Annotated in this window: 21 protein-coding genes and 1 pseudogene; 2 read left to right on the top strand and 20 right to left on the bottom strand. The window is 72.4% G+C overall.

Going from position 1 to position 24170, the window contains the following annotated elements; genetic code table 11:
* Positions 1–67 precede the first annotated feature (67 nt).
* Entirely contained in the window at positions 68–904 is an 837-nt protein-coding gene (tsf, locus tag NDAS_RS01215) for a translation elongation factor Ts (RefSeq protein WP_013151294.1), read from the bottom strand.
* Positions 905–1028: 124 nt separating this feature from the next.
* On the bottom strand, positions 1029–1973 hold the full coding sequence (gene rpsB, locus NDAS_RS01210; protein ID WP_013151293.1) for a 30S ribosomal protein S2: 945 nt from the start codon (positions 1971–1973) through the stop codon (positions 1029–1031).
* A 165-nt stretch (positions 1974–2138) separates the two neighbouring features.
* Between rpsB and NDAS_RS27730 the strand changes: the two are divergent.
* A pseudogene (locus NDAS_RS27730) lies at positions 2139–2681 on the top strand (M23 family metallopeptidase); the annotation flags it as partial.
* 265 nt (positions 2682–2946) lie between these two features.
* Here NDAS_RS27730 and NDAS_RS01200 read toward each other — a convergent pair.
* The 18 genes from NDAS_RS01200 to NDAS_RS01115 all read right to left on the bottom strand — a co-directional run bounded on the left by NDAS_RS01200 (position 2947) and on the right by NDAS_RS01115 (position 20861).
* On the bottom strand, positions 2947–3816 hold the full coding sequence (locus NDAS_RS01200; protein ID WP_013151292.1) for a tyrosine recombinase XerC: 870 nt from the start codon (positions 3814–3816) through the stop codon (positions 2947–2949).
* Positions 3817–3818: 2 nt separating this feature from the next.
* Positions 3819–4175 (bottom strand): RidA family protein, encoded by a 357-nt coding sequence (locus NDAS_RS01195; RefSeq protein ID WP_013151291.1) that lies wholly within the window; start codon positions 4173–4175, stop codon positions 3819–3821.
* Between the two features lie 306 nt (positions 4176–4481).
* On the bottom strand, positions 4482–5684 hold the full coding sequence (locus NDAS_RS01190; RefSeq protein ID WP_013151290.1) for a DNA-processing protein DprA: 1203 nt from the start codon (positions 5682–5684) through the stop codon (positions 4482–4484).
* Complete coding sequence (locus tag NDAS_RS01185) at positions 5681–7204, bottom strand: YifB family Mg chelatase-like AAA ATPase (RefSeq protein WP_013151289.1); 1524 nt, start codon at positions 7202–7204, stop codon at positions 5681–5683. The genes NDAS_RS01190 and NDAS_RS01185 overlap by 4 nt, the downstream gene beginning before the upstream one ends.
* Positions 7204–7569 (bottom strand): YraN family protein, encoded by a 366-nt coding sequence (locus tag NDAS_RS01180; protein ID WP_013151288.1) that lies wholly within the window; start codon positions 7567–7569, stop codon positions 7204–7206. The genes NDAS_RS01185 and NDAS_RS01180 overlap by 1 nt, the downstream gene beginning before the upstream one ends.
* Before the next feature lie 152 nt (positions 7570–7721).
* Positions 7722–8051, bottom strand: a complete 330-nt coding sequence (locus NDAS_RS01175) for a DUF2469 domain-containing protein (protein WP_013151287.1) — start codon at positions 8049–8051, stop codon at positions 7722–7724.
* 206 nt (positions 8052–8257) lie between these two features.
* A complete protein-coding gene (gene lepB, locus NDAS_RS01170) occupies positions 8258–9133 on the bottom strand; it encodes a signal peptidase I (protein WP_013151286.1) in 876 nt (291 codons plus the stop codon).
* A 92-nt stretch (positions 9134–9225) separates the two neighbouring features.
* Positions 9226–9570, bottom strand: coding sequence for a 50S ribosomal protein L19 (gene rplS, locus NDAS_RS01165; RefSeq protein ID WP_019608682.1), 345 nt, complete (start codon positions 9568–9570; stop codon positions 9226–9228).
* A gap of 186 nt (positions 9571–9756) precedes the next feature.
* Positions 9757–10521 carry a tRNA (guanosine(37)-N1)-methyltransferase TrmD gene (gene trmD, locus NDAS_RS01160; protein ID WP_013151284.1) on the bottom strand — a complete coding sequence of 255 codons (765 nt, stop codon included), beginning with the start codon at positions 10519–10521 and terminating at the stop codon, positions 9757–9759.
* 11 nt (positions 10522–10532) lie between these two features.
* Positions 10533–11045: a ribosome maturation factor RimM gene (gene rimM, locus NDAS_RS01155; RefSeq protein WP_013151283.1), complete on the bottom strand. Its 513-nt coding sequence runs from the start codon at positions 11043–11045 to the stop codon at positions 10533–10535.
* Positions 11046–11182: 137 nt separating this feature from the next.
* A complete protein-coding gene (locus NDAS_RS01150; protein WP_013151282.1) occupies positions 11183–11425 on the bottom strand; it encodes an RNA-binding protein in 243 nt (80 codons plus the stop codon).
* 1 nt (position 11426) lies between these two features.
* Positions 11427–11891, bottom strand: coding sequence for a 30S ribosomal protein S16 (gene rpsP / locus NDAS_RS01145; RefSeq protein WP_013151281.1), 465 nt, complete (start codon positions 11889–11891; stop codon positions 11427–11429).
* 402 nt (positions 11892–12293) lie between these two features.
* Entirely contained in the window at positions 12294–13889 is a 1596-nt protein-coding gene (gene ffh, locus NDAS_RS01140; protein WP_013151280.1) for a signal recognition particle protein, read from the bottom strand.
* 161 nt (positions 13890–14050) lie between these two features.
* Positions 14051–15265 (bottom strand): LolA-like protein, encoded by a 1215-nt coding sequence (locus NDAS_RS01135; RefSeq protein WP_013151279.1) that lies wholly within the window; start codon positions 15263–15265, stop codon positions 14051–14053.
* Positions 15266–15664: 399 nt separating this feature from the next.
* The gene (locus tag NDAS_RS01130) at positions 15665–17005 is read right to left on the bottom strand and encodes an ammonium transporter (protein WP_013151278.1); all 1341 of its coding nucleotides are present in this window, start codon (positions 17003–17005) and stop codon (positions 15665–15667) included.
* 503 nt (positions 17006–17508) lie between these two features.
* Positions 17509–18693, bottom strand: coding sequence for a signal recognition particle-docking protein FtsY (gene ftsY, locus NDAS_RS01125; RefSeq protein ID WP_013151277.1), 1185 nt, complete (start codon positions 18691–18693; stop codon positions 17509–17511).
* 130 nt (positions 18694–18823) lie between these two features.
* Positions 18824–19858 carry a FecCD family ABC transporter permease gene (locus NDAS_RS01120; protein WP_013151276.1) on the bottom strand — a complete coding sequence of 345 codons (1035 nt, stop codon included), beginning with the start codon at positions 19856–19858 and terminating at the stop codon, positions 18824–18826.
* 1 nt (position 19859) lies between these two features.
* The gene (locus NDAS_RS01115; RefSeq protein WP_013151275.1) at positions 19860–20861 is read right to left on the bottom strand and encodes an ABC transporter substrate-binding protein; all 1002 of its coding nucleotides are present in this window, start codon (positions 20859–20861) and stop codon (positions 19860–19862) included.
* Between the two features lie 639 nt (positions 20862–21500).
* On the opposite strand from NDAS_RS01115, the gene NDAS_RS01110 reads away from it, so the two are divergent.
* On the top strand, positions 21501–24152 hold the full coding sequence (locus NDAS_RS01110; RefSeq protein ID WP_013151274.1) for a S8 family serine peptidase: 2652 nt from the start codon (positions 21501–21503) through the stop codon (positions 24150–24152).
* The last annotated feature ends 18 nt before the right edge of the window (positions 24153–24170 follow it).

Raw genomic sequence — 24170 nt, 5'->3', positions numbered from 1 at the left:
CACCCGCCCATATCCACCGAAGGTGCCGGGGAGCAGTCTCCCCGGCACCTCCATCATCTCAAAACCCTCAGGCCTGGCCGACCTTGAAGCGGACGAAGCGCTTGACGGTCACGCCCGCCTCGTCGACGACCTTCTGGACCGTCTTCTTGTTCTCCTTGACGAACGGCTGGCCGAGCAGCGTCACGTCCTTGAAGTAACCGTTGAGGCGGCCCTCCACGATCTTGGGGATGGCCTGCTCGGGCTTGCCCTCCTCGCGGGTGGTCTGCTCGGCGATGCGGCGCTCGTTCTCCACGACCTCGGCGGGGACGTCGTCCCGACCGATGTACTGCGGGGCCAGCGCGGCGATCTGCTGGGCGAGGTCCTTGCCGACCTCCTCGTCAGCCTTGTCCAGCTCGACCAGGACGCCCATGGTGGGGGGCAGGTCCGGGTCGGACTTGTGGAGGTAGCTGGCGACGTAGGCGCCCTCGAACTTGGCGAAGCGGCGGAACTCCAGCTTCTCGCCGATGACCGCGCTCTTGGCCTCGATGAAGGACTGGAGGGTCTTGCCCGGCTCGATCTCGGCGGCGGCGACGGTGGCGAGGTCGTCGCTGTCCTGGGCGGCGACGAAGTCGGCGACCTGGTCGGCCAGCGCGATGAACTGGTCGTTCTTGGCGACGAAGTCGGTCTCGCAGTTGAGCTCGACGAGGGTGGCCTTGCCTTCGGACTCCTGCTTGAGGACGACCATGCCCTGGGCGGCGGTGCGCTCGGCGCGCTTGCCGACGTCCTTGGCACCCTTGACGCGCAGGGCCTCGACGGCCTTGTCGAAGTCGCCGTCGGCCTCGGTCAGGGCCTTCTTGCAGGCCATCATGCCGGCGCCGGTCATGTCGCGCAGCTTCTTGACGTCCGCGGCGGTGAAGTTCGCCATGACTGTTCTCGGATTCCCTTGGAGTGGAGAGTCTGTACGGAAAGTGAAGCGGATCCGGTCCCGGGCACCGAGCGGCCGCCCCGCCGGGAGCGGCGGGGCGGCGACGGTGCTCGGAGGCACGGAACTACTCGGCGTCGGGGGCCTTCGCGGGCGCGTCGACCGGGGAGTCCTCGGAGGTGGCCTCGGCCGGGGCCTCGGCGGCGACCTCGTCGGCCGGGGCGACGGCGGCGGTCTCGACCGGGGCCTGCTCGGCAGCGGCCTCGGCGGCCTCGACGGGAGCCTCGGCCGAGTCGGCCTTGCCCTCCAGGAGCTCGCGCTCCCACTCGGCCAGGGGCTCCTCGGCGGACTTGCGCTCGCCGGAGGCCTCGGAGGCGCCGGAGCGGGCCATGAGACCGTCGGCGACGGCGTCGGCGACCACGCGGGTGAGCAGGCTGACGCTGCGGATCGCGTCGTCGTTACCCGGGATCGGGTAGTCGACCTCGTCCGGGTCGCAGTTGGTGTCCAGGATGGCCACGACCGGGATGTTCAGCTTGCGAGCCTCGCTGATCGCGATGTGCTCCTTCTTGGTGTCCACGATCCAGACCGCGCTGGGCACGCGGGACATGTCGCGGATACCGCCGAGGGTGCGCTCCAGCTTCTCCTTCTCACGGCGAAGGTTGAGGAGCTCCTTCTTGGTGAGCGAGGAGCCGGCGACGTCGTCGAAGTCGATCTCCTCCAGCTCCTTGAGGCGCTGGAGCCGCTTGTGCACGGTGGAGAAGTTGGTGAGCATGCCGCCCAGCCAGCGCTGGTTGACGTAGGGCATGCCGACGCGGCGGGCCTGCTCGTCGATGGCCTCCTGCGCCTGCTTCTTGGTGCCGACGAACAGGACGGTGCCGCCGTGGGCGACCGTCTGCTTGACGAACTCGTAGGCGCGGTCGATGTAGGCCAGCGACTTCTGGAGGTCGATGATGTAGATGCCGTTGCGCTCGGTGAAGATGAAGCGCTTCATCTTGGGGTTCCAGCGACGGGTCTGGTGCCCGAAGTGGACGCCGCTCTCCAGGAGCTGGCGGATCGTCACGACTGTGGCCATGACCTGGTCCTCCTTGATGGTGGCGGGGAGGGGCCCCGCCCTCGGTTGTTCCTGACGCCCCGGCCGTACCGCCGCACCGCCCGGAGGCGGCACGGACCGCGGGTGCGGCCCCTCGCTGAGGAGGCTCGTGGACGTGCGTATTGTGATCGGCCCGACGGGCCACAGATGATTCTATCTCCATCGGGAATACGTCGGGACCTGCGCCGCGTGGCGCCCCCTTTCCGCGGCGGGGTCGTCCACAGGCACGGACTCCCCCTGGTGTCGCGGCCCCCGCGTCCGGACCCTGGAGGTATGGCCCCCTCACTGCTCCTGACCCTGTCCCTGGTGTTCTCCCTCCTGTCCCCGCACCACCCCGCCGAGGCCGACTGGCGCTGGCCGGTGGACCCGCCGGTCCGGGTGCTGCGCCCCTTCGACCCGCCCGAACAGCGCTGGCTGCCCGGGCACCTGGGCGTGGACCTGGCCGCTGAGCCCGGCCAGGAGGTCCGCGCGGCCGGTGCCGGGCGGGTGCACTTCGCGGGCCGGGTGGCGGGCACACCGCTGGTGAGCGTGACCCACGGCGACCTGCGCACCACCTACCTGCCGGTGGAGTCCGACCTGGTCCGCGGCGACCCGGTCGCCGCCGGGGACGTTCTGGGCACGCTCGCCGCCGCGCCGCCGCACCGCCCGGACCGGCCCTGCCTGCACTGGGGCCTGCTCCGCGGCGACGACCACCTCGATCCGCTCTCCCTGCTCGGCCTGGGCGAGTTCCGCCTGCTGCCGGTCCCGCCGCCCGCCTCGCCACACGGGCGCGGACGGCCCCGGCCCCGCCGACGCCCACCGACGGCGGAGCGGACGGCTCCCGGGCCCCGGAGGACCGCCCCGTGCGGGCGGTGCCGCGTCCGCGCCCTCCCGCCCGCCACCGCGGGCGGGGCCGCGGGCGCGCGGTACGCCGACCGGGCGCGCCGAGACGGGACCGAGGCGGCGCGGGGAGCGGTCAGGCGCGGGGGTGGGCCCGGCGGTAGGTGTCGCGCAGGCGCTCCACGGACACGTGGGTGTAGATCTGCGTGCTGCGCGGGCTGGCGTGGCCCAGGAACTCCTGCACGCTGCGCAGGTCGGCGCCGCCGTTGAGCAGGTGGGTGGCCGCGCTGTGCCGCAGACCGTGCGGCGCGCTGTCCGCACCGACGGCGCGCAGGTGGGCGTGCACGTCCTCGCGGGCCTGGCGGACGCCCAGGCGGCCGCCCCGCGCCCCCAGGAACAGCGCGGAGCCGCTGGTGGCGCCCGCCATCTCCGGGCGGCCGCCGCTCAGCCAGGCGTCGAGGGCGTCCAGGGCCGGACCGCCCACGGGAACCGTGCGCTCCTTGGCCCCCTTGCCCAGGACGCGCACGGTGTCGCGTTCGCGGTCCACGTCGGCGAGGTCCAGAGCGCACAGCTCGGCGACGCGCACGCCGGTGGCGTAGAGCGTCTCCACCACCGCGCGGCGGCGCAGGCCGGTCGGGGTGCCCTCGGTCTCCCCCGCGAGCGCCGCGGCGGCCTGGCGCTCGTCGAGCACCGTGGGCAGGGAGCGCTGCTGCGCCGGGCTGGCCAGGCGCGGGCCGGGGTCGGCCGCCAGCACGCCCTCGCGGTGCAGGAACCGGGTGAACGCGCGGACGGCGGCCACGCGGCGGGCCACGGTGGCGCGGCTCGCGCCCGCGTCGCGGGCACGGGACAGCCACCCGCGCACCAGGTCCACGTCCAGGTCCCGCACGCTCCGCCCCCGCTCCTCCAGGTGTGCCAGGAGGGAGCGCAGGTCGGCCAGGTAGCCGCGCACGGTGTGGGGCGAGCGCCCCAGCTCGCCCGACAGGTGCGCGGCGAAGCTCTCCAGCACGCCTACCTCCCGGAGGGCAGACAGGCGACCCCCTCGACCTCCACGAGGTGGGTGGGGTCGACCAGTCCGCTCACCTCCACCAGGGAGGCGGCGGGCAGGTGCCCGTCGGGCAGGCACTCCAGCAGGGCGGAGCGGAACTCCTCCAGGTCGGAGATGTGGCGCAGGTAGTAGGTGAGCTTGACCAGGTGGCCCAGATCCGCGCCGTGGCGGGACAGGACGGCCTCCAGGTTGCGGAAGATCTGGCGCGTCTGCCCCCCGATGTCCCCGGCGACCTCTCCCCCGGGCCCCTCGGGGGTCTGTCCGGAGACGAACAACAGCGGCCCGTCCGCCACCAGGGCGTCACTGTAGGGTTTGGTCATGGCGTCACCGTACCCGTCATGCGGGGCGCGCTACCGTCGCCGCACGCCGGTCCGCGTGCCGTCCCCGGGACCGCGGGTAGCCCGGATGGAGTTCCGCCACCGCTTCGCCCCGCCCGGGCCGAAGACCGGATGTGGCGGGAGCGGACCACGGAGTGTACGCGGCGCGCGGGACCCGTCTTCGCCAGGCCCGGCGGCCGTAGCCGTCCACGGTGCCGCACGGCCCCGGCGGCCGTCCGGCGGCCCCTGACCGCCCCGACCCCGCGGCGCACGCCGGGAACCGGCTTGCCGGTCGCGGCCTCCGCCCGCTCACTGCGGCAGCCGCCAGCCCGACGGACAGCGCTCCACCAGTCCGGCCGCGGCCAGCATCCCCAGGGAGCGCAGGGTCCTCTCCAGACGGGTCCCGCTGGCCACGGCGATCACCGCGGGCCCGGCGCCGGACCTGGGCACCGCCGCCAGGACGCGGGCGCTGTCCTGGTCGAGCTCGGCCGACACCCGCAGCGGCCCGGACTCCGGCGGCAGCTCACCCAGCGCGCTCACCTGGGCGACGACGTCGTCCGCGCAGGTGACGCAGCTCGCGTTCCAGTCTCGGAGCAGCAGGTGGCAGCCCACCGACATCGCCGAGGTGACCGGGCCGGGGACCGCCATCAGCGCCCGGTTGAGCTCGGCCGCGTGCGAGGCGGTGTTGAGGGCACCGCTACGCCGTCCGGCCTCCACCACCACCGTGCCCGGGGTGAGCGCGGCGATCAGCCGGTTGCGTACGAGGAAGTCCGGTGCGCGCGGGGTGGCGCCCACCGGCCGCTCGCTCACCAGCACCCCGGTGCGGGCGACGTCGGCGAACAGGCCCGCGTGCCCGCGCGGGTAGTCCACGTCCAGCCCGCAGGCCAGCACCACGACCGTGCCGCCGTGGGCCTGGGCCGCCCGGTGCGCGGCCCCGTCGATCCCGTAGGCGCCGCCGGAGACCACCACGACCGCGCGCTCGGCCAGCTCGTAGGCCATCTCCGCCGCCACGTGCTCCCCGTAGGGCGTGGCCGAGCGCGCGCCCACCACGGCCACCGAGCGCAGGCACAGGTGACGCAGGTCCCCCGCGCCGCGTACCCACAGTCCGTGCGAGCGCCGCCCTCCGGGCAGGTCCAGTTCGTCGAGGCGGCCCGGCCACTCGGGGTCCCGCGGGGCCACGAAGCGGATGCCGGCCGCCGCCGAGTCGCCGAGCAGCCCGTCGGGGTCCACCGCCCGCGCCGCGGCGCCCCACCGCGCCCACCTGCGTTCCAGAAGGGTCTGCGCCTCCGGTCCCGGGCCGTCCTCCCCGGCTTCGACAGGCACCGGCGGCGGGTGCGCCCCCGCCGCCAGCAGCGCCCACACCCGTTCCGCGCCGTGCTCGGCGAGCATCGCCCCCAGCCACAGGTCCCCCGGCGGGGCCACCGCTGTCAGGCAGGCCCGCGCCCGCGCGTCCGCCTCGTCCTCCGCGTCCCGCACCGTCCCCCCGCTCTCCTCCGTCGTGTCCGTGTTCACCACGCGCGCCCCGCCCAGAGCGCGAAGGCGTAGGCCGCCTCCTCCTCGCCGGGGCGGTCCCGGTCGGCGAGGTCGGCCAGGGTCCAGGCGACCCGCAGGGCGCGGTCCACCCCCCGGGCGCTGATCTGTCCGAGGTCCATCGCTCTGCCCAGCACCCGCAGCGCGGCGGTCTCCACCGGGAACTCCCGGCGCAGCTGCGCCCCGGGGATGGCCGCGTTGGTGGTCCAGGGCGTGTGCGCCAGCCGCTCGGCGGCGCGGGCGCGGGCCTTCTCCACCCGGGCGGCCACCACCTCGGAGGACTCGGCGAAGGCGCGGTCGGCGAGCAGCTCGGCCCTCGACACCGGTTGCAGCTCCACCTTGAGGTCGATCCGGTCCAGCAGGGGCCCGGACAGGCGGGAGAAGTAGCGGCGCCGCTCACCGGCGGGGCAGGTGCACAGGGCGCCGGGTTTGGCGCAGGGGCAGGGGTTGGCGGCCATCACCAGCTGGAAGCGGGCCGGGAAGGTCACCGTCGAGGAGGCGCGGGCCAGGACCACCTCGCCGCGCTCCAGGGGTTCGCGCAGGGAGTCCAGCACCCCGCGCCCGAACTGCGGGGCCTCGTCGACGAAGAGCACGCCGCGGTGGGCCTTGGACACCCAGCCGGGCGTGGGGTAGCCGCTGCCCCCGCCGATGATCGAGGCCCGGGTGGAGGTGTGGTGCGGAGCCGCGAAGGGGGGCGCGGTGACCAGGGGCGCGCCGGGCGGCAGCATGCCCGCCACCGAGTGGATCGCGGTGGCCTCCAGCGCCTCGGCGGGGCTGAGCGGGGGCAGCACGGTGGGCAGGCGTTCGGCGAGCAGGCTCTTGCCGGTGCCGGGAGGCCCCAGCATCATGAGGTTGTGGCCGCCGGCCGCGGCGATCTCCACCGCGCGGCGGGCCACCGGCTGCCCCAGGACGTCGGACAGGTCGGGCCCCTGGCCGCGCGGCTCCCGGGGACGGGGCACGGCCTCCGCCTCGTGCGCCTCGGGAAAGTACTCCCCGCGCAGCCACTGGCACAGGTCCATCAGGCTGTCCACCGCCGTCACCTCGGCGCCGGGCACCAGCCGGGCCTCGGCGGCGTTCCCCCGCGCGACGACGAACCTGCGGTAGCCCTGCTCGGCGGCCGACACGACCGCCGGGAGGACCCCCAGCACCGGCCGTGCCCGGCCGTCCAGGCCGAGTTCCGCGATGAGGACGCTGTCCTCCAGCCGCTCCACCGGCACCGAGCCCGCCGCGGCGAGGACGGCGGCGGCGATGGCCAGGTCGAACAGGCTCCCGGACTTGGGCAGGCTGGCCGGGGACAGGCTGATGACGATCTGGCCGCTGGGCCACTCCTCGCCGCTGTTGACGACGGCGGCGCGGATGCGGTCCCTGGCCTCGCGGAGCGCGGCGTCGGGCAGCCCCACCAGGGTCACCCCGAAGTCGCCGCCGCCCAGGTGCACCTCCACCTCGACGATGTGCCCCTGGACGCCCAGCAGGGCGATGCAGCGGGTGCGGGCGAGCGTCATCATGCCATCCCCCGCTCATGGGAGACGAACACGCGCCCGCCGCTGATCAGGACGCAGACGCCGTCCACACGCAGGGGGTGGGCGGGCACCCGGTGCCGGACCGCCCAGGCGTGTCCGAGGCGGCGCAGGCGGCGCCTCTTGTCGGGGGTGATGGCCTCCACCGGGTGCCCGTGCCGGACGGAGGTACGGGTCTTGACCTCCGCGACGACCAGGACGGGGCCGTCCCGGGCGACGATGTCGATCTCCCCGTCGGGGATGCGCCAGTTGCGGGCGACCACCCGCATCCCGGCGCGTCGGAGGAAGGCCGCGGCGAGGTCCTCGCCGCGGCCGCCCAGCGTCCTTCGGTACTCGGCCCACCGGTCCAAGGTCGACCACCTCCCGTAACCACGGTCGGTGATCTCCGTTCACGGCGCCAGAGCCGGTTCTCTCCTGTGGAAAACCCCGGCGGCGTCCGGAGGAGGGAGGCCGGACCCGGGGGCCGGGCCCCCGGGGTCTCCCCGGCCGCCCGGTGGCCGGATCAGCTCTGCCCGCTCCCCTCTGCGGGCGGCATCTCCAGGTCGGCCTTGGTGATCTCCTCGACGTTGACGTCCTTGAACGTCACCACGCGGACGTTGCGGACGAACCTGGCCGGACGGTACATGTCCCAGACCCAGGCGTCCTCCATCACGACCTCGAAGTACATCTCCCCGTTCTCGGTCGAACGCGGCTGGAGGTCGACGTGGTTGGTGAGGTAGAACCGCCGTTCGGTCTCCACCACGTAGCTGAACAGACCGACGACGTCGCGGTACTCGCGATAGAGCTGGAGCTCCATCTCGGCCTCGTACTTCTCCAGGTCCTCAGAACTCATCCACGCGCTCGCTTTCGTCGCACTCTCCGGTCGTGGTGTGCCGGTCCCCTCCCACCCGGACACCGCCGACGGCCGGGATGTTCCCGGTCGACGGCGGCCCCGCGCGTCGGGGGACGCCGATACCGTCCAGCCTCCATCATGCGTCACGGAAGGGCCCCGTGTACTCCGCCGTGCGGATTTTCTCGTCGGACCGCCCGCGCGGTACGTCACTCGTCCGCGGCGTTGAGCTCCTCGAAGGAATCGGGGATGCTGAGCGGGCCGATCTGCCCGGCCGGCCAGATGATCACGAAGGCCCGTCCCACGACGTGGTCGATCGGGACCGCGCCGCCGCCGGGGTTGTTCTGGTTGAGCCGCGAGTCGGAGGAGATCGCCCGGTGGTCCCCCATCAGCCACAGGTGTCCCTCGGGCACCTCGATCGGGCCGAACTCGGTGTGCGTGGCCACGCTGCCCGGGTACAGGTAGGCCTCTTCTTCGAGGGGGACCCCGTTGACCAGGACGCGGTTCTGCTCGTCGCAGCACTCCACGGTGTCACCGGGCAGGCCGATGACCCGCTTGATGTACTCCTTGCCCGTGGGCGCCGCGCCCAGCTGCTGCTGCACCCACGTGAACGCGGCCGAGACCGGGTTGGTGGGCTCGGGGACCGACACGGTGTTCGGATCGTCCCAGGACCCGTTGCCGTCGAAGACGACCACCTCGCCGCGCTCGATATCGCGGAGCTCGTAGACGACCTTGTTGACGAGCACCCGGTCCCCGACGAGGAGGGTGTTCTCCATCGAGGTGGAGGGAATGTAGAAGGCCTGCACCAGCCAGGTCCTGATCACGAACGCCAGGACCACGGCGATCACGATCAGGACGGGGAGTTCCTTCCAGAACGACCCCTTCTTCTCGGTGCTCTGGGACTTGCTCATCTCGTCGTCCGCCCCCTCATCCGGCTCCTCGCCGTCGGTACCGGAGACAGCACTGGCTCCCGAGCTCTCATGAGCTCGGGAGCCAGTGGCGGAGTCGTGCTCCTCCGGACCGGGCTGGGCGGATTCCTCGTCCTGGACCCCGTCCGAGCCGAGGTCCTTCTCGTCTTTGCTCATCGAGCCGAAGCCTATCCTGCCTCCCTGGCGGGAGCGGAGAGATTCGACACGGAAAAACGCCGGGAGGAGGCCCCGGGCCACCCGGTCGCGGACTAGCGGCGCTCGCGGATGCGGGCGGCCTTGCCGCGCAGGTCGCGCAGGTAGTACAGCTTGGCGCGACGCACGCGGCCGCGGGCGGCGACCTCGTACTTCTCGATGGCCGGGGTGTGGATCGGGAAGGTACGCTCCACGCCCACGCCGTAGCTCACCTTGCGGATGGTGAAGGTCTCGCGGTTGCCCGAGCCCTGGCGGCGGATGACGACGCCCTTGAAGACCTGGACACGGGTACGGTTGCCCTCGGTCACACGGACGTGGACGTTGAGGGTGTCACCCGGACGGAACTCCGGGACGTCGGAACGAAGCTGGGCCTTCTCCAGCTCCTGAATGGCGGTGTGCATCTCGCGAATCCTCATCGATAGCGCTCCGCGTCCTGCTCCCCGGCAGGGGAGGGGGTACGCGGGCGAGGGCCCGAATGGGTCTGTACTGTCGAACCGCCCGGGTGACCGTCACAGAGGCCGACGTCGTACCGCCGGCATGCGGATGCCGCCGGTCACCGAGGGGGAACCCACCCAGTCTGCCACATCTCAGGTGGCGTCTCGAACGGCCTCCTCGGCCAGGACCTCCCGGTCGCGCCGGTCCAGCGCCTCCTCGGGCAGGGCCTCCACCAGGTCGGGGCGGTTGCGCGCGGTCTTGCGCAGAGCCTGGTCGCGGCGCCAGCGGTCCACGGCGCCGTGGTTGCCCGACAGCAGCACCGGCGGCACCTCCCGGCCGCGCCAGGTGGCGGGTTTGGTGTAGACCGCCCCCTCCACGAGGTTCTCCATGCCGCCGGAGGCGAAGGAGTCCTGCACCGCGGACTCGGTGTTGCCGAGGACGCCCGGCAGCAGCCGGGTGATCGCCTCGACCATCACCAGCGTCGCGGACTCGCCGCCGTTGAGCACGTAGTCGCCGATGCTGACCTCCTCGACGGGCATCCGCTCCGCGGCGTCCGCCGCGACCCGCGAGTCGATGCCCTCGTAGCGGCCGCAGCCGAAGACCAGCCGCTCCTCCTTGGCCAGGCGCTCGGCGTCGGCCTGCCGGAAGGGGCGTCCGCTGGGAGTGGGCAGGATCAGCCGCGCGGGGCCCTCGCCCACGACCTCGTCCAGCGCCTCGCCCCACGGCTCGGGTTTCATCACCATGCCGGGGCCGCCGCCGTAGGGGGTGTCGTCCACGGTGTTGTGGCGGTCGTGGGTCCAGGAGCGCAGATCGTGCACGCGCACGTCGAGCAGCCCGGACACGCGGGCCCTGCCGATCAGGGACAGGTCCAGGGGGCCGAAGTACTCGGGGAAGATGCTGATGATGTCGATGCGCACGGCGCGCCCCTTCAGTCGGCGAGGTCGAGCAGGCCGGGCGGCGGGTCGATGACGATCCGGCCGCCGGCCACGTCCACCTCGGGGACCAGGGCCGCCACGAAGGGCACGTACACCTCCGCGCCGTCCGGGGTGGTCACCACCAGGAGGTCCTGCGCGTGGTGGAGCACGTCCGCGACCGTACCGACCGGCTCCGCGCCGGTGGTCACCGCGGCCAGGCCGATGAGTTCGTGGTCGTGGAACTCGTCCGGGTCCTCCAGCGGCGGGATGTCCTCGGAGTCCACGAGCAGGGCGGTGCCGCGCAGCCCCTCCGCGGCGTCGCGGTCGGCCACGCCCTCGAAGCGCACGAGCAGGCGGCCGCTGTGGCGGCGCGTGGAGACGACGGTGAGCGGACCGGCCTCGGCCGGGTCGGTGGCCAGCACGGAGCCGTCGGCGAACCGGGCCGCGGGGTCGTCCGTGCGCACGTCCACCGCGACGTCGCCGCGGACGCCGTGCGCGCGGCCGATCCGGCCGACAACGAGTCGCATGGGGATTCTTCCTTCCGCCCCTCGGGGGGTGAGAAAACTGTGCCCGGGACCGGGCGCGTGCGGTGGGCACGGGCCCCGGGGTCCCGGGCACGGCTGCGGGGCGCCGACCGCTGGCGGTCGGCGCCCCGAGAGGCGCGTCAGCGCACTTCGTGCAGGTCCAGCAGGTCCACGCGGACGTAGCGGCCCCCGGCCAGGGCGCCGATGACGGTCCGCAGGGACTTGGCGGTGCGGCCGTTGCGGCCGATCACCTTGCCGAGGTCGTCGGGATGGACCCGGACCTCCAGGACTTTGCCCTTGCGGAGCCGCTTGGCTCTCACCTGGACGTCGTCGGAGTTCGCAACGATCCCCTTCACGAGGTGCTCAAGCGCCTCTTCCAGCACGTCAGGCCTCGCCCTCGGACTTCTCAGTCTCGGTGGTCTCAGCGGTCTCGGCGGGCTTGTCCGCCTTGTCCGCCTTCTTCTCGGACTTGCGGCCCTTGCCCTTGCCCTCGGCGCCGGGGAGCACGAGCTCCTTCAGAGCGGCCTGGAAGGCGGCTTCCTTGGCCTCGGGGTCCTTGGCCTCGGCGACCTGGAGCGGAGCCGGGGCGGGCAGGCCCTTGAACTTCTGCCAGTCACCGCTCTTGCGCAGGAGGACCTTGACCGCGTCGGAGGGCTGGGCGCCCACGGACAGCCAGTACTGGACCCGCTCGGAGTCGACCTCGATGAGGCTCGGGTGCTCCTTGGGGTGGTACTTGCCGATCTCCTCGATCGCCTTGCCGTCCCGCTTGGTGCGGGCGTCGGCGACGATGATGCGGTACTGGGGCGTACGGATCTTGCCCATACGCTTGAGCTTCAGTTTGACAGCCACTGGAGTGGTCTTCTCCCGATTAACGGTGTAAGGCGCCCGGCGGCGAAACCACGTGGGGTTGCGGCACCCGACGGGACAGACGTGGGTGGCGGGCTAGTTAGAGGGCTGGCCCGGCACCGTTAGTCGACTACTCATTGTGCCAGACGCGGACGTGTTCCCCGGACACGACACCGGAACACCTGTGCACGGATGGGCGGCGGACGCGGAGGCGGCCCGTCCCCGGAACGTGGACGGGCCGCCCCGCCCGGTCTCCCGGGCGGCGCCGACCGCCCGCCTCCGGGGAGGCGGGCACGCGATCCGGGCCGTGGGCCCGTCCGCGTCCGCGGTGCGGTCGGTCGCGCCACACGCATGGTAGCGCTCCGCCCGTCGGCCGACGGGCGCGAGGACCGCTACCGGCCGCGCCTACTGCTTGGGCAGCTTGAAGTTGGACAGGTCGGGCATGTTGGGGCCGCCGAAGCCGGGCGGGAGCGTGGGCTGGCCGCCGCCCCCCAGGCCCGGGGGCAGCTGCGGCGGCTGCTGGCCGCCCTCCTCCTGGCGGCGCTGGCGCTCGGCCGCGCGGTCGGCCTCCTGCTGGCGGGCCTTCATCGGGTTGCCGCTGCGCTGCTTGCCCTTCTTGGCCTTCTTGGCCTGGGCCTTGGCCTTCTTGCGGTTGGCACCGCCGCCCATGCCCGGCATCCCGGGCATACCCGGCATGCCGCCGCTCTTCATCTTGCGCATCATCTTCTGCGCCTCGAAGAAGCGGGTGACCAGGCCGTTGACATCGCTGACCTGGGTGCCCGAACCGTTGGCGATGCGCAGGCGGCGCGAGCCGTTGATCATCTTGGGGTTGGCGCGCTCGCCCGGGGTCATCGACTGGATGACGGCCTGGATGCGGTCCAGGTCCTTGTCGTCGATGCTGTCGATCTGCTCGCGCATCTGGCCCATGCCGGGCATCATGCCGAGCAGGTTGCCGATCGGGCCGAGCTTGCGGACCATCTGCATCTGCTGGAGGAAGTCGTCGAGCGTGAAGTCCTCGTCCGACGCCATGGTCGAGGCCATCTTCTCGACCTCGGCCTCGTCGAACGTGCGCTGGGCCTGTTCGATGAGGGTGAGGACGTCACCCATGTCCAGGATGCGCGAGGCCATCCGGTCCGGGTGGAAGAGGTCGAAGTCCTCCAGCTTCTCGCCGGTGGACGCGAACATGATGGGGCGGCCGGTGATGTGGCGGATGGACAGGGCCGCGCCGCCGCGCGCGTCGCCGTCGAGCTTGGTGAGCGCGACCGCGTCGTAGCCGACCCCGTCGAGGAAGGCCTGCGCGGTGTTGACCGCGTCCTGGCCGATCATCGCGTCGACGACGAAGAGGATCTCGTCCGGGTTGACCGCGTCGCGGATGTCCGCGGCCTGCTGCATCATCTCGCTGTCCACGCCGAGGCGGCCAGCGGTGTCGATGATCACCACGTTGTGGTTGTTGCGGCGGGCGTGCTCGACGGACTGGCGGGCGACCTGGACGGGGTCGCCGACGCCGTTGCCGGGCTCGGGCGCGAACACGGGGGTCCCGGCGCGCTCACCGACCACCTGGAGCTGCGTGACGGCGTTGGGGCGCTGGAGGTCGGCGGCGACCAGCAGCGGCGTGTTGCGGTCGGCGGCCAGCCACCGGGCGAGCTTGCCCGCCAGGGTGGTCTTACCGGCGCCCTGGAGACCCGCGAGCATGATCACGGTCGGCGGGTTCTTGGCGAAGCGGATCTGCCGGGTCTCGCCGCCGAGGATCCCGACCAGTTCCTCGTTGACGATCTTGATGACCTGCTGGGCCGGGTTGAGGGCCTTGGAGACCTCCTCGCCCCGGGCGCGCTCCTTGATCCGCGCGATGAACTCGCGGACCACCGGCAGCGCGACGTCCGCCTCCAGCAGCGCGAGACGGATCTCCCGCGCGGTCGCGTTGATGTCCTCCTCGGACAGGCGCCCTTTACCGCGCAGCGAGGAGAAGACCGATGTCAGCCGGTCGGAAAGCGTCTCGAACACGAGTGTGGCCAGTCCTTCGTCTCGGAGTTGGTCTCCCAGCCTACCGGCCGGGATCACCTTGCAGTATCCCTCGGCGGGCGGGTCCGGACACGGCCGAGGGCGGGAACACCGTCCCCGCCCTCGGCAGCCGTGCGCTCGGGGCCGCGGCCCCGCCGGTACCTCTAGTTGCCCTCTTCCTCGGCCGTCTCCGACGCCTCCTCGGAGGGGGAGGCCCCGCCCGACAGGGTGGCCTCGCGCTGCTCGGAAAGGGCGGCCAGCATCTCCTCCTGCTGGCCGCCGGTCAGGCCGCGCGTGGACAGCTGGGCCTCACCGTCGATCGGGTAGGTCTGCTGGACGGAGCTGACGATGTTGTAGTCGGCGCTGCACGAGAGCTCCAGCGTGCCGCCCGCCTCCAGGGTGCCGCTGTCCTCGCAGGTCTGCTCGCCGATGTCGGCGTTGCTGAAGGTGACGGCCATGCTCACGGCCACCTCGCCGCTGCCGTCTCCGCCCGCGTCGCGCACGGTCCCGGTCCAGGTGCAGTTGGGGCCGTCCTCGCACGTCATGGAGGGGCTGCCCTCCCAGCCGACCTCGATGCGGGCGTCCCGGGAGGAGGTCAGCTCCTCCTCGGTGGCGGCGGTGACGCCGTCGTAGAGCTCCTCGACGGCGGCGGTCTCGGCCTCGGCCAGGTCCAGGCGGACCTGGGGGCCGGTCTCGGCCTCCTCGGGGACGAGCTCCTCGATGGCGATGCGCTGGATCTGGCTGGTCTCGGCGTTGATCCAGACCTGGTTGCGCTCGCCCGCCAGGTCGATCCGGTAGGTGAGCGTGCCGTCCAGGTTCTCCTCGACGGCCTCCTCCGAGTCCAGCTCGATGCCGCCCAGGATGGCGGAGAGCTCCGGCGGGGCCAGGGAGACGCTCGGGTTGAACCCGGCCTGGGCCGAGGAGGCCCGCACCCAGTTCCCGTCGAAGTCGTCGAAGTCGGGGCTGAAGACGCCCTGGTCGAGCCAGAAGTCCTCCGCGGCCCGCAGGAACATCCTGCCGTCCGCGCTGATCAGCTCGGCCTCGATGCCGTTGGCGCGGATGGTGCCGCTGGCCGTGCCGCCGTCGGCGACGGTCAGCGAGGCGTCGCGCACGTCGGCGGAGCCGACGCTCTCGGCCACCTGACCGGTGGCGGTGAGCGCCGGGTAGGCGGCCAGGTCGGCCAGGGCCTGCTCCATCAGCGGCGCCGCGGCGACCGGCTCGGCGGCCTCCGGGCTGGGCTCCTCCTCGCCGCCGCCCCCGGGGCGCAGGTGGCTGAGGTCGATGGAGCAGCCGGACAAGCCGAGGGCGACGACCGCGCCCGCGGCGGCGAGGGCCACGCGCCCGCCTCTGCGACCCGTGATGTGACTAACCGGCGCCATCTTGCCTCCTGACCCCGACATGTGGGGCACTGTACGAATCAGCATGGTTTCCGGGTGGACGGCGGGGTGGACGCGCCGGTCCCCGACCCGTTCCTGGTGTGGGATGCGAATGCGCGGCTCCCGGTTGTGCCGCGTGCCCCTTTTCGGGGGAGCCGGGAACGGGGCCGCCCGCGTGGCGGAGCCGTCGGTCGGGCGCCGTGCGCCCGGGCTCTACCGCCGTACCGCTCAGAGGGTACCGAACGGATACACAGGCCACAGCCAATACGGTGCCAGAAATGCCCATATATGCCATGAAAAGTGGCTGAGCACACGAACGGGGCTGACGGAGATCTCTCTCCGTCAGCCCCTGGACACCTCGCCGGATCAGTGGCGCAAGGCCCGCGGCCTCGACGCTGAGGTCTAGGCCTTGGCCTTCGGCGAGGCCGTCTCCCCGCCCGGAGGCGTCGGCAGGGAGACCGCTTCCGTCGCGTCCTCGAGCTCGTCGAGTTCGTCGAAGGCGTAGGCGGACTCGGCGTGCAGCTCGTGGTCCAGACCGTTGGTCTCCACCTCCTCGGGGATGCGGAACCCGATGACGAGGTGGATGACCTTGGCGATGACCCAGGTGACGGCGAAGGAGTAGAGCATGACGCCGATGACGGCGATGGTCTGGACGGCCAGCAGGCCGATGCCGCCGCCGTAGAGCAGGCCGTCGGAGCCGCCCGCCACACCCGCGGCGACCAGGCCGAGGATCAGGGAGCCGACAATGCCGCCGACCATGTGGATGCCCACCACGTCGAGCGCGTCGTCGTACTTGAACTTGAACTTCCAGCTGATGGCGTAGGCGCAGACCGCACCGGAGAGCAGGCCGACGGCGATGGCGCCGAGCGGCGTGACGTTGGCGGCGGCCGGGGTGATGGCGACCAGGCCCGCGACGGCGCCGGAGGCGAAGCCCAGCGCGCTGACCTTGCCGTAGCGGAAGCGCTCGACGAGCATCCAGGCGCCGGTGGCGGCGGCGGTGGCGACCTGGGTGTTGACCAGGGCCAGGGCGGCGGTGCCGTCGGCGGCGTAGGCCGAGCCCGCGTTGAAGCCGAACCAGCCGAACCACAGGAGCGCGGTGCCCAGCAGGACGAACGGCAGGTTGTGGGGGCGCATCGACTCCGAGCCGAAGCCCTTGCGGCGGCCCAGGACGAAGGTCAGCGCCAGCGCGGCGGCGCCGGCGTTGATGTGCACCGCGGTGCCGCCCGCGAAGTCGATGACCGTGTAGCCGCCGATCTCCAGCTGCTCGATCCAGCCCTCGCCCCAGACCCAGTGGGCGACGGGGAAGTAGACCAGGAGAGCCCAGACCGGGACGAACAGCAGCCAGGCGCCGAACTTGGCGCGGTCGGCGATGGCGCCGCTGATGAGGGCCACGGTGATGACCGCGAACATCATCTGGAACCCGGCGTCGACCAGCAGCGGGTAGCCGCCGGTGCCGTCCTCGGCCGCGGGCTCGATCTCACCGATCAGGTTGGACAGGCCGACGTAGTCCAGGCCGCCGATGAAGGTGTCGAGCGCCCCGGGCCCGTCGGAGTAGGTGAGCGAGTGGCCGATGACGACCCAGAGCACGCTCACGACCGCGATGCTCGCGAAGCTCATCAGCATCATGTTGAGGACGCTCTTGGCCCGTGACATGCCTCCGTAGAAGAAGGCCAGGCCCGGGGTCATGAGCATCACGAGGGCTGCGCTGATCAGCAGCCACGCCGTGTTGCCGGAGTCAATCATTGCGTCGCCTCCATAGGACGGACGGGGGATTGTGTCTGTGAGGGCGGCGGTCAGCGAGCGCATCATCGGGCCCGATGCAGAACACCACGCAGGCAACTGTCGGACCGGGGTGTTTCTCGCCAGGACCCGGTGTGTTGCGCGCCGGTAAAAGGACAGACGGCAGTGTTAAGGCGCCATGAACCGAAGCCCCAGTCCGCGCGAACGCACGTGCATCGGCACAGAGCGACCCCCGTCACACCACCGGTGGGCGACACTGCGGGCACGCAGGGTCACATCTCACGGGTTCGGCGCGGGCGCGGTCAGGTACCGGCGCGCCCGTGTTGCGCCGGGGTTTCCGTCACGTGTCGTGCGTCACATCCGCGTTCCGCCCCCGGACACGGGCGGGGCGGACGGGGGCGCGGGCGGCGACGCGCGTCGGCGGACCCGCCCCGGCCGCGAGGGGCCGGACACGAGAAGGCCGGACACCCGTGCGGATGTCCGGCCGTGCGTCGTCGGGTCCCCCGTCACTCCGTGGACAGGATCGCGTCCACGAAGACCTCGGGGTCGAAGGGTGCCAGGTCGTCGGGGCCCTCGCCGAGCCCGACGAGCTTGACCGGCACGCCCAGTTCGCGCTGGACCTGCACGATGATGCCGCCCTTGGCGGTGCCGTCGAGCTTGGTCAGGGCGATGCCGGTGACGTTGACGACCTCGCCGAACACCCGGGCCTGGCGCAGGCCGTTCTGCCCGGTGGTCGCGTCCAGGACGAGCAGGACCTCGTCCACCTGGGACTTCTTCTCCACCACCCGCTTGACCTTGCCCAGCTCGTCCATGAGCCCGGTCTTGGTGTGCAGGCGTCCGGCGGTGTCGATGATGACGGTGTCGGCCCCCTCCTCGACGCCGCGCGCCACGGCGTCGAAGGCCACGCTGGCGGGGTCGGCGCCCTCCTCCTTGCGCACGACCGGGGCGCCCACGCGGCTGCCCCAGGTCTCCAGCTGTTCGGTGGCGGCGGCGCGGAAGGTGTCGGCGGCGCCGAGCACGACGCTGCGGCCGTCGCCGACCAGGACGCGGGCCAGCTTGCCGGTGGTGGTGGTCTTGCCGGTGCCGTTGACCCCGACGACCATGACCACGCCCGGGCGTCCGTCGTGCGGGCCGGTGCGCACGGCGCGGTCGGCCCCGGTGGTGATCTGGGCGAGCAGCTCCTCGCGCAGCAGCGTCCGCACCTCCTCCGTGCCGCGGGTGCCCAGGACCTTGACGCGCGTGCGCAGGTTCTCCACGATCTGCGCGGCGGAGGCGACACCGATGTCGGCGGTGATGAGGGTGTCCTCGATCTCCTCCCAGGTGTCCTCGTCCAGGGAGTCGGAGGACAGGAGGTTGAGCAGCCCCTTGCCGAAGGCGTTCTGCGAGCGGGCCAGCCGCGCGCGCAGGCGGACCATGCGCCCGGCCGAGGGCGGCGGGGTCTCCAGCTCCGGCGGGGCGGGCTCGACGGTCTCCCGCACGGGCGGGGGCGCCTGGGCGGGGGGCGTGCTGACGGTCCCCGGATCCCGCTCCCGGTCCTCCACGGCGGTGGCCCCGGCGGCGGCGCCGGTGGGTTCGGGTTCGGTCTCGTCCTTGCCCGGTTCGACCGAGCGCCGGGTCGTGACCAGGAAGAACCCACCGGCGGCCAGGAGCACGACGGCGATGATGATGGCGACGAGCAAGGTGATGTCCATAGCACCTTCCAGTGTTCCAGAGTGTGCGACGCGTTCGCGTCACGGCCGGGTGGCGCGCCGGGAACGAAGCGGGTACCGGTAGGCCCCTCCCCTTCCGGGGCGCCCCGGAACCACCGGTGACAGCGGGAACTCAGGTGCCGCGGTGGCGCGTGGTGCGCAGGATGAGCACGAAGAAGGGCGCGCCGAGGAAGGCGGTGACCACGCCGATGGGCAGCTCCGCGGGGGCGATGAGCGTCCGGGCGACGATGTCCACCAGGACCAGGAAGGCGCCGCCGAGGAGCACGGTGACCGGCAGGATCGCCCGGTAGTTGGAGCCCACCAGGCGGCGCACGACGTGCGGGACGACGATCCCCACGAAGCCGATCAGGCCGCTCACCGACACGGCGGCGGCCGTGGCCAGGGACGCCGCGCCGATCACCACGATGCGCACGGCGGCCGGGTTCAGTCCCAGGCTGACCGCCTTGTCGTCGCCCAGGGCGAGCATGTCCAGCAGGTAACCGCTGGCCAGCAGGACGGCCAGTCCGACCACCGCGTACGGGGCGACCAGCCGCACGTCGTCCCAGCCGCCCCTGCCGAGTCCGCCGAGCAGCCAGGCGAAGATGCGCTGGAGTTCGTCCACGCCCATCTGCTGGACCAGGGTCTGGGCGGCGGACAGGAACGAGGAGACGGCCACGCCCGCCAGGACGAGCGCGGCGGTGCCGCCCCCGCCCGCGGTGGACCCGAGCAGGTAGGCGGCGGCCACGCCGAGCAGGGCGCCGGCGAACGCGGCGACCGGGACCAGGGCGCGCGGGGAGTCGCTGAACTGCGCGCCGAAGACGATGACCGTCGTCGCGCCGAGCCCGGCCCCGGCGGCGGCGCCGAGGAGGTAGGGGTCGGCCAGCGGGTTGCGGAACACGCCCTGGTAGGCGCCGCCCGCGGTGGCCAGGAGGGCGCCGACGAGCGCGCCCATCACCACGCGCGGAAGGCGCAGCTCCACCAGGACGGCCGCCTCCCGTTCGGTGAGGGGGGACTGCGCACCGAACGGCAGGAGACTGAGCAGGTGCCGGGCGATGTCGGCCGCGGAGAGGGAGGCCGCTCCGGCGGAGACGCCGAGCAGGGCCGCCGCGAGCAGCGCGACCGACCCGCCCGCGACCCACCCCAGGGGGAAGCCGGCACCGCCCCGCACGTCAGTCCGCCGCGTTCTCGGTGACGGCCCGGCCGACCAGCTCGGCGAACTCGACCACGCGCGGCCCCCAGCGGGAGGCGATGTCGGCGTCGAGCAGGTAGACGGCGTCGTTCCGCACCGCGGTGACGGTGTCGAAGGCGGGGCGCCCGGCCACGTCGGCGACCGTCGACTCGTCCCCGTAGGACAGGAAGATCAGGTCCGGGTTCTGCTCCACGACGTACTCCTGGGACAGCTGAGGGTAGCCGCCCGAGGCCCCGTCGGCGTCGGCCTCGTCGGCGATGTTGACCAGGCCGAAGGACGCGTAGATCTGGCCGACGAAGGTGTCGGAGGTGGCGGAGTAGGAGGTCTCGTCGAGCTCCTGGTAGAAGGACAGGCCGGCGTCGCCGGTCTCCTCGCACACGCCCTCGACGATCGCGTTGAACTCGTCCTCGACCCGCGCGGCCTCGGCGTCGGCCTCCTCGGTGTGGCCGGTGACGTCGCCGAGCATGCGGATCTGGGCGTAGGTGTCCTCCAGGTCCTGGGCGGCGTCCAGGACCAGCGACGGGATGCCGACGTCCTCCAGCTGGGCGACGGTCGCCTCGGCGCTGCGGGCGAGCAGGACCAGGTCGGGGTCGTACTCGGTGATGGCCTCCACGCTGGGTTCGAAGCCGCTCAGCGAGGTGGTGGGGGCCTCCTCCGGGTAGTCGGAGTACTCGTCGGCGGCCTCGACCCGGTCGCCCGCGCCGATGGCGAAGAGCATCTCGGTGTGGCTGGCCGACAGGGAGACGATCCGCTCGGGGGCCTCCTCGACGGTGACCTCGCCGGTGGCGTCGGTGACGGTGACGGGGAAGGTGCCGTCGCCCACGGAGAGGCGCTCGGGGTCGGGCTCCGGGGGCCCGCAGGGGACGGAGGCGGCCTCGGTGGCGGGCTCGGCCTCGGGCTCGCCGCCGTCCGGTGCACCGCAGGCGGTCAGGGCGAGCACGGCGCCGAGAAGGACGGGGGAAAGGTGGCGTGCGGTCCGCACAGTGCTCCTTGTCGGGCGGGGGGAAGGAGCTGCGCGGTCCCGACGGAGGCGGCCTGTCCTTCCCACGAGGACGGGGACGTCGGTGTCGGGGAGGCGACCTGGCTCGTCCCCCGAGGGGGCCTCACAGTTGCGGGACAGCGCCGGGTTGGACGGCCGGTTGTGGCCGCGCCACCGGACTTCGCTCCGTCGACACCGTTCGGGCCGCCCGCGGGCGGCCCGGAACCCCCAGCGTACTCGGCCCGCCGCATGCCCCCGCGGTCACCCCGACGGCTACTCTGGCCTGCGCTTTCTCCGGCGGGGCCGCGCCTCTTCACCGAGGGCGGCAGGGAAGGCGCCGCACGGTAACGGACCACCCTTTTTCGCATCTTTTATTGCTTTCGCGAAAAAAGAGAAGAATGCCGGTTTTGATTACTTCTGCAAAGCAGAGGGATGGTTCAGGCCCCTGTGTGTCCAGATTGAGCCTTGGTGAGCATTGACACTTTCATGGCGCACGGCAATGATCTCGTTGCTATGCGCGCCGACTAACCGATGACGGACATTAAGCGGCGTATCCCCCTGAGCACCACAGCCTTACCCAGTGGGGTACCCCCGCTCCCCCGGTGTCCTGAGGCGCGCACCGAGAAGGGATGTGTTGACAAGGTGGTACCCCACCGCACGCGCCTGGCGTCGCTCGCCGGGTTGACACTCGTCGCGGGCCTGGTCGCGGCCGCACCGGCCAGCGCCGACGACGCCTCCGAGCTCGCCCCCCTGCACCCCGCCCCCTCCGCCGAGAACGGCGAACTGACCCACCAGGCGGACGGCCTGTGGTTCATCGAACTGGAGAGCCCCCCGACCACCGCCGGCACCTCCTCGGCACAGGTCGAGAACGAGCACGAGGCGTTCCGCGCCGAGGCCGAGGAGTCGGGCCTGGAGTACACCGAACGGCACTCGTTCGGCGACCTCTGGAACGGCTTCTCCGTGGAGATGGACGACGCGCAGGTGGGCACGGCACGGGAGATCCCCGGTGTCAGCGCCATCTACCCCGTCGTCACCTACGAGGTCCCCGAGGGCGACACCAGCGTCCCCGACCTGGACACCGCGCTGCCGATGACCGGGTCCGACATCGCCCAGAACGAACTCGGCCTCACCGGCGAGGGACTGCGCGTGGCAGTCATGGACACCGGCGTCGACTACACCCACCCCGACCTGGGCGGCGGCGGCTTCCCGAACGACAGGGTGGTCACCGGGTACGACTTCGTCGGCGACGACTTCAACGCGGGTGACCCCACCACCGTGCCCGCCCCCGACGACGACCCCCAGGACTGCCACGGCCACGGCACCCACGTGGCCGGGATCGTCGGCGCCCGGGGCGAGGTCACCGGTGTGGCGCCCGGCGTGGACTTCGGCGCCTACAAGGTGTTCGGCTGCGAGGGCTCCACCACCTCCGACATCATGATCGCCGCCATGGAGCGGGCCCTGGCCGACGACATGGACGTGCTCAACATGAGCATCGGCTCGGCGCACTCCTGGCCGCAGTACCCCACCGCGGTCGCCTCCGACAACCTGGTCGACGAGGGCATGGTCGTGGTCGCCTCCATCGGCAACGAGGGCGACACCGGCCTGTACTCCGCGGGCGCCCCCGGCCTGGGCGAGGACGTGATCGGCGTCGCCTCCTACGACAACACCCACATCCGGTCCGCGTCGGCGACCGCCAACCCCAGCGGCGAGACCCTGGCCTACATGGAGATGGGCGAGGCCTCCCCGCCGCCCGCCTCGGGCGAGACCGACGAACTCGTCCACGTCGGACGCGGCTGCCCGTCCCTGGGCGACGAACTGGAGGCCGACCCCGAGGGCAGAACAGCCCTGATGGTGCGCGGCGCGTGCACCTTCGCCGAGAAGTACGACGCGGCCGTGGCCGCGGGCGCCACCGGCGTGGTGATGTACAACAACGTCCCCGGCATGTTCGCGGGCGGCGGCATCGTCGACCAGGGCGCGTTCTCCATCGGGATCTCCGACACCTCCGGCGCCCACCTGCTGGAACTCCTGGAGGGCGACGAGCCCGTCACCCTGTCCTGGACCGGTGAGAGCACCACCATCCCCAACCCGACCGGCGGGCTGATCAGCTCCTTCAGCTCCTTCGGCCTGTCCCCCGACCTGGCCCTGAAGCCGGACATCGGCGCGCCCGGCGGCCTGATCAACTCCACCTACCCCATGGCCAAGGGCGGCTACGCCACCATCAGCGGCACCTCGATGTCCTCGCCGCACGTGGCGGGCGGCGTCGCGCTGCTGCTGGAGGCCCGCCCCGACCTCGGCGCGCACGAGGTGCGCGACGTCCTCCAGAACAGCGCCGACCCCAAGGCCTGGTGGGGTGACCCCGACGCGGGCTACACCGACAACGTCCACCGCCAGGGCGCGGGCATGATGGACGTGCCCGGCGCCGTGCTGGCCACCACCGCCGTGACCCCGGGCAAGCTGTCCCTGGGCGCCACCGAGGGCGAGGTGACCGAGACGATCACCATCGCCAACGACGGTGACGAGGAGGCCACCTACACCCTGGACCACGAAAGCGCTCTGGGCACCCACGGCAACACCTTCACCCCCGGTTACAACGACGCCTCCGCCGAGGTGGCCTTCGACCGGGACGAGGTGACCGTCGCGCCGGGCGGCACGGCCGAGGTGCAGGTGACCTTCACCCCGCCCGCCCAGGACTTCCAGCAGATGATCTACGGCGGCTACGTCTCCGTGGCCGAGACCGGCGGCGAGACCTACCGGGTCCCCTACGCCGCCTACAACGGCGACTACCAGCAGATCGAGGCCATGACCCCGATCACCGACGGCAGCGGCAACGTGCTCGAACTGCCGTGGCTGACCAGGATCACCGAGTGCGGCGCGTTCTCCGGCCTGGAGTGCGTGGGCGAGGGCGGCGGCACGTTCGAGAACCAGCCCGAGGGCGCCGCCTACACCCTGGAGTGGGTCGACGGCCTGCCCGACGTCCCGTACGTCATCGCGCACTTCGACCACCACGTCACGCTGCTGGAGATGACCGTCGTCGACGAGCGCACCGGGCGCCCCGTGCACCCGGACCGCAACGTCGGGGTGTCGGTGGACCACGTGAACCGCAGCGCGACCGGGACGTCGTTCTTCAGCTACGCGTGGGACGGCACGGTCCTGGACCGCCACGACCGGATCACCCCGGTCCGGGACGGCCAGTACCGCCTGGAGGCCCGCGCGCTCAAGGCGCTCGGCGACCCGGACAACCCCGACCACTGGGAGACCTGGACCTCCCCGGTCATCACCATCGACCGCGGCTAGCAGCACCCCTCGGGGCTC

Origin of the sequence: Nocardiopsis dassonvillei subsp. dassonvillei DSM 43111, from assembly GCF_000092985.1 — a bacterium.
GTDB classification, from domain to species: Bacteria; Actinomycetota; Actinomycetes; order Streptosporangiales; family Streptosporangiaceae; genus Nocardiopsis; species Nocardiopsis dassonvillei.
This window is presented reverse-complemented; position numbering and strand designations above follow the sequence as displayed.

What these genes read in the sequence shown, in the direction of transcription:
- NDAS_RS01195 (WP_013151291.1), bottom strand. Translation starts at nt 4,175, where the DNA reads ATGACCAAACCCTACAGTGACGCCCTGGTGGCGGACGGGCCGCTGTTG.
- rimM (WP_013151283.1), bottom strand. Translation starts at nt 11,045, where the DNA reads ATGCGACTCGTTGTCGGCCGGATCGGCCGCGCGCACGGCGTCCGCGGC.
- ftsY (WP_013151277.1), bottom strand. Translation starts at nt 18,693, where the DNA reads ATGGACATCACCTTGCTCGTCGCCATCATCATCGCCGTCGTGCTCCTG.
- NDAS_RS01135 (WP_013151279.1), bottom strand. Translation starts at nt 15,265, where the DNA reads ATGGCGCCGGTTAGTCACATCACGGGTCGCAGAGGCGGGCGCGTGGCC.
- tsf (WP_013151294.1), bottom strand. Translation starts at nt 904, where the DNA reads ATGGCGAACTTCACCGCCGCGGACGTCAAGAAGCTGCGCGACATGACC.
- rpsB (WP_013151293.1), bottom strand. Translation starts at nt 1,973, where the DNA reads ATGGCCACAGTCGTGACGATCCGCCAGCTCCTGGAGAGCGGCGTCCAC.
- lepB (WP_013151286.1), bottom strand. Translation starts at nt 9,133, where the DNA reads ATGAGCAAAGACGAGAAGGACCTCGGCTCGGACGGGGTCCAGGACGAG.
- NDAS_RS01185 (WP_013151289.1), bottom strand. Translation starts at nt 7,204, where the DNA reads ATGACGCTCGCCCGCACCCGCTGCATCGCCCTGCTGGGCGTCCAGGGG.
- NDAS_RS01130 (WP_013151278.1), bottom strand. Translation starts at nt 17,005, where the DNA reads ATGATTGACTCCGGCAACACGGCGTGGCTGCTGATCAGCGCAGCCCTC.
- rplS (WP_019608682.1), bottom strand. Translation starts at nt 9,570, where the DNA reads ATGCACACCGCCATTCAGGAGCTGGAGAAGGCCCAGCTTCGTTCCGAC.
- NDAS_RS01175 (WP_013151287.1), bottom strand. Translation starts at nt 8,051, where the DNA reads ATGAGTTCTGAGGACCTGGAGAAGTACGAGGCCGAGATGGAGCTCCAG.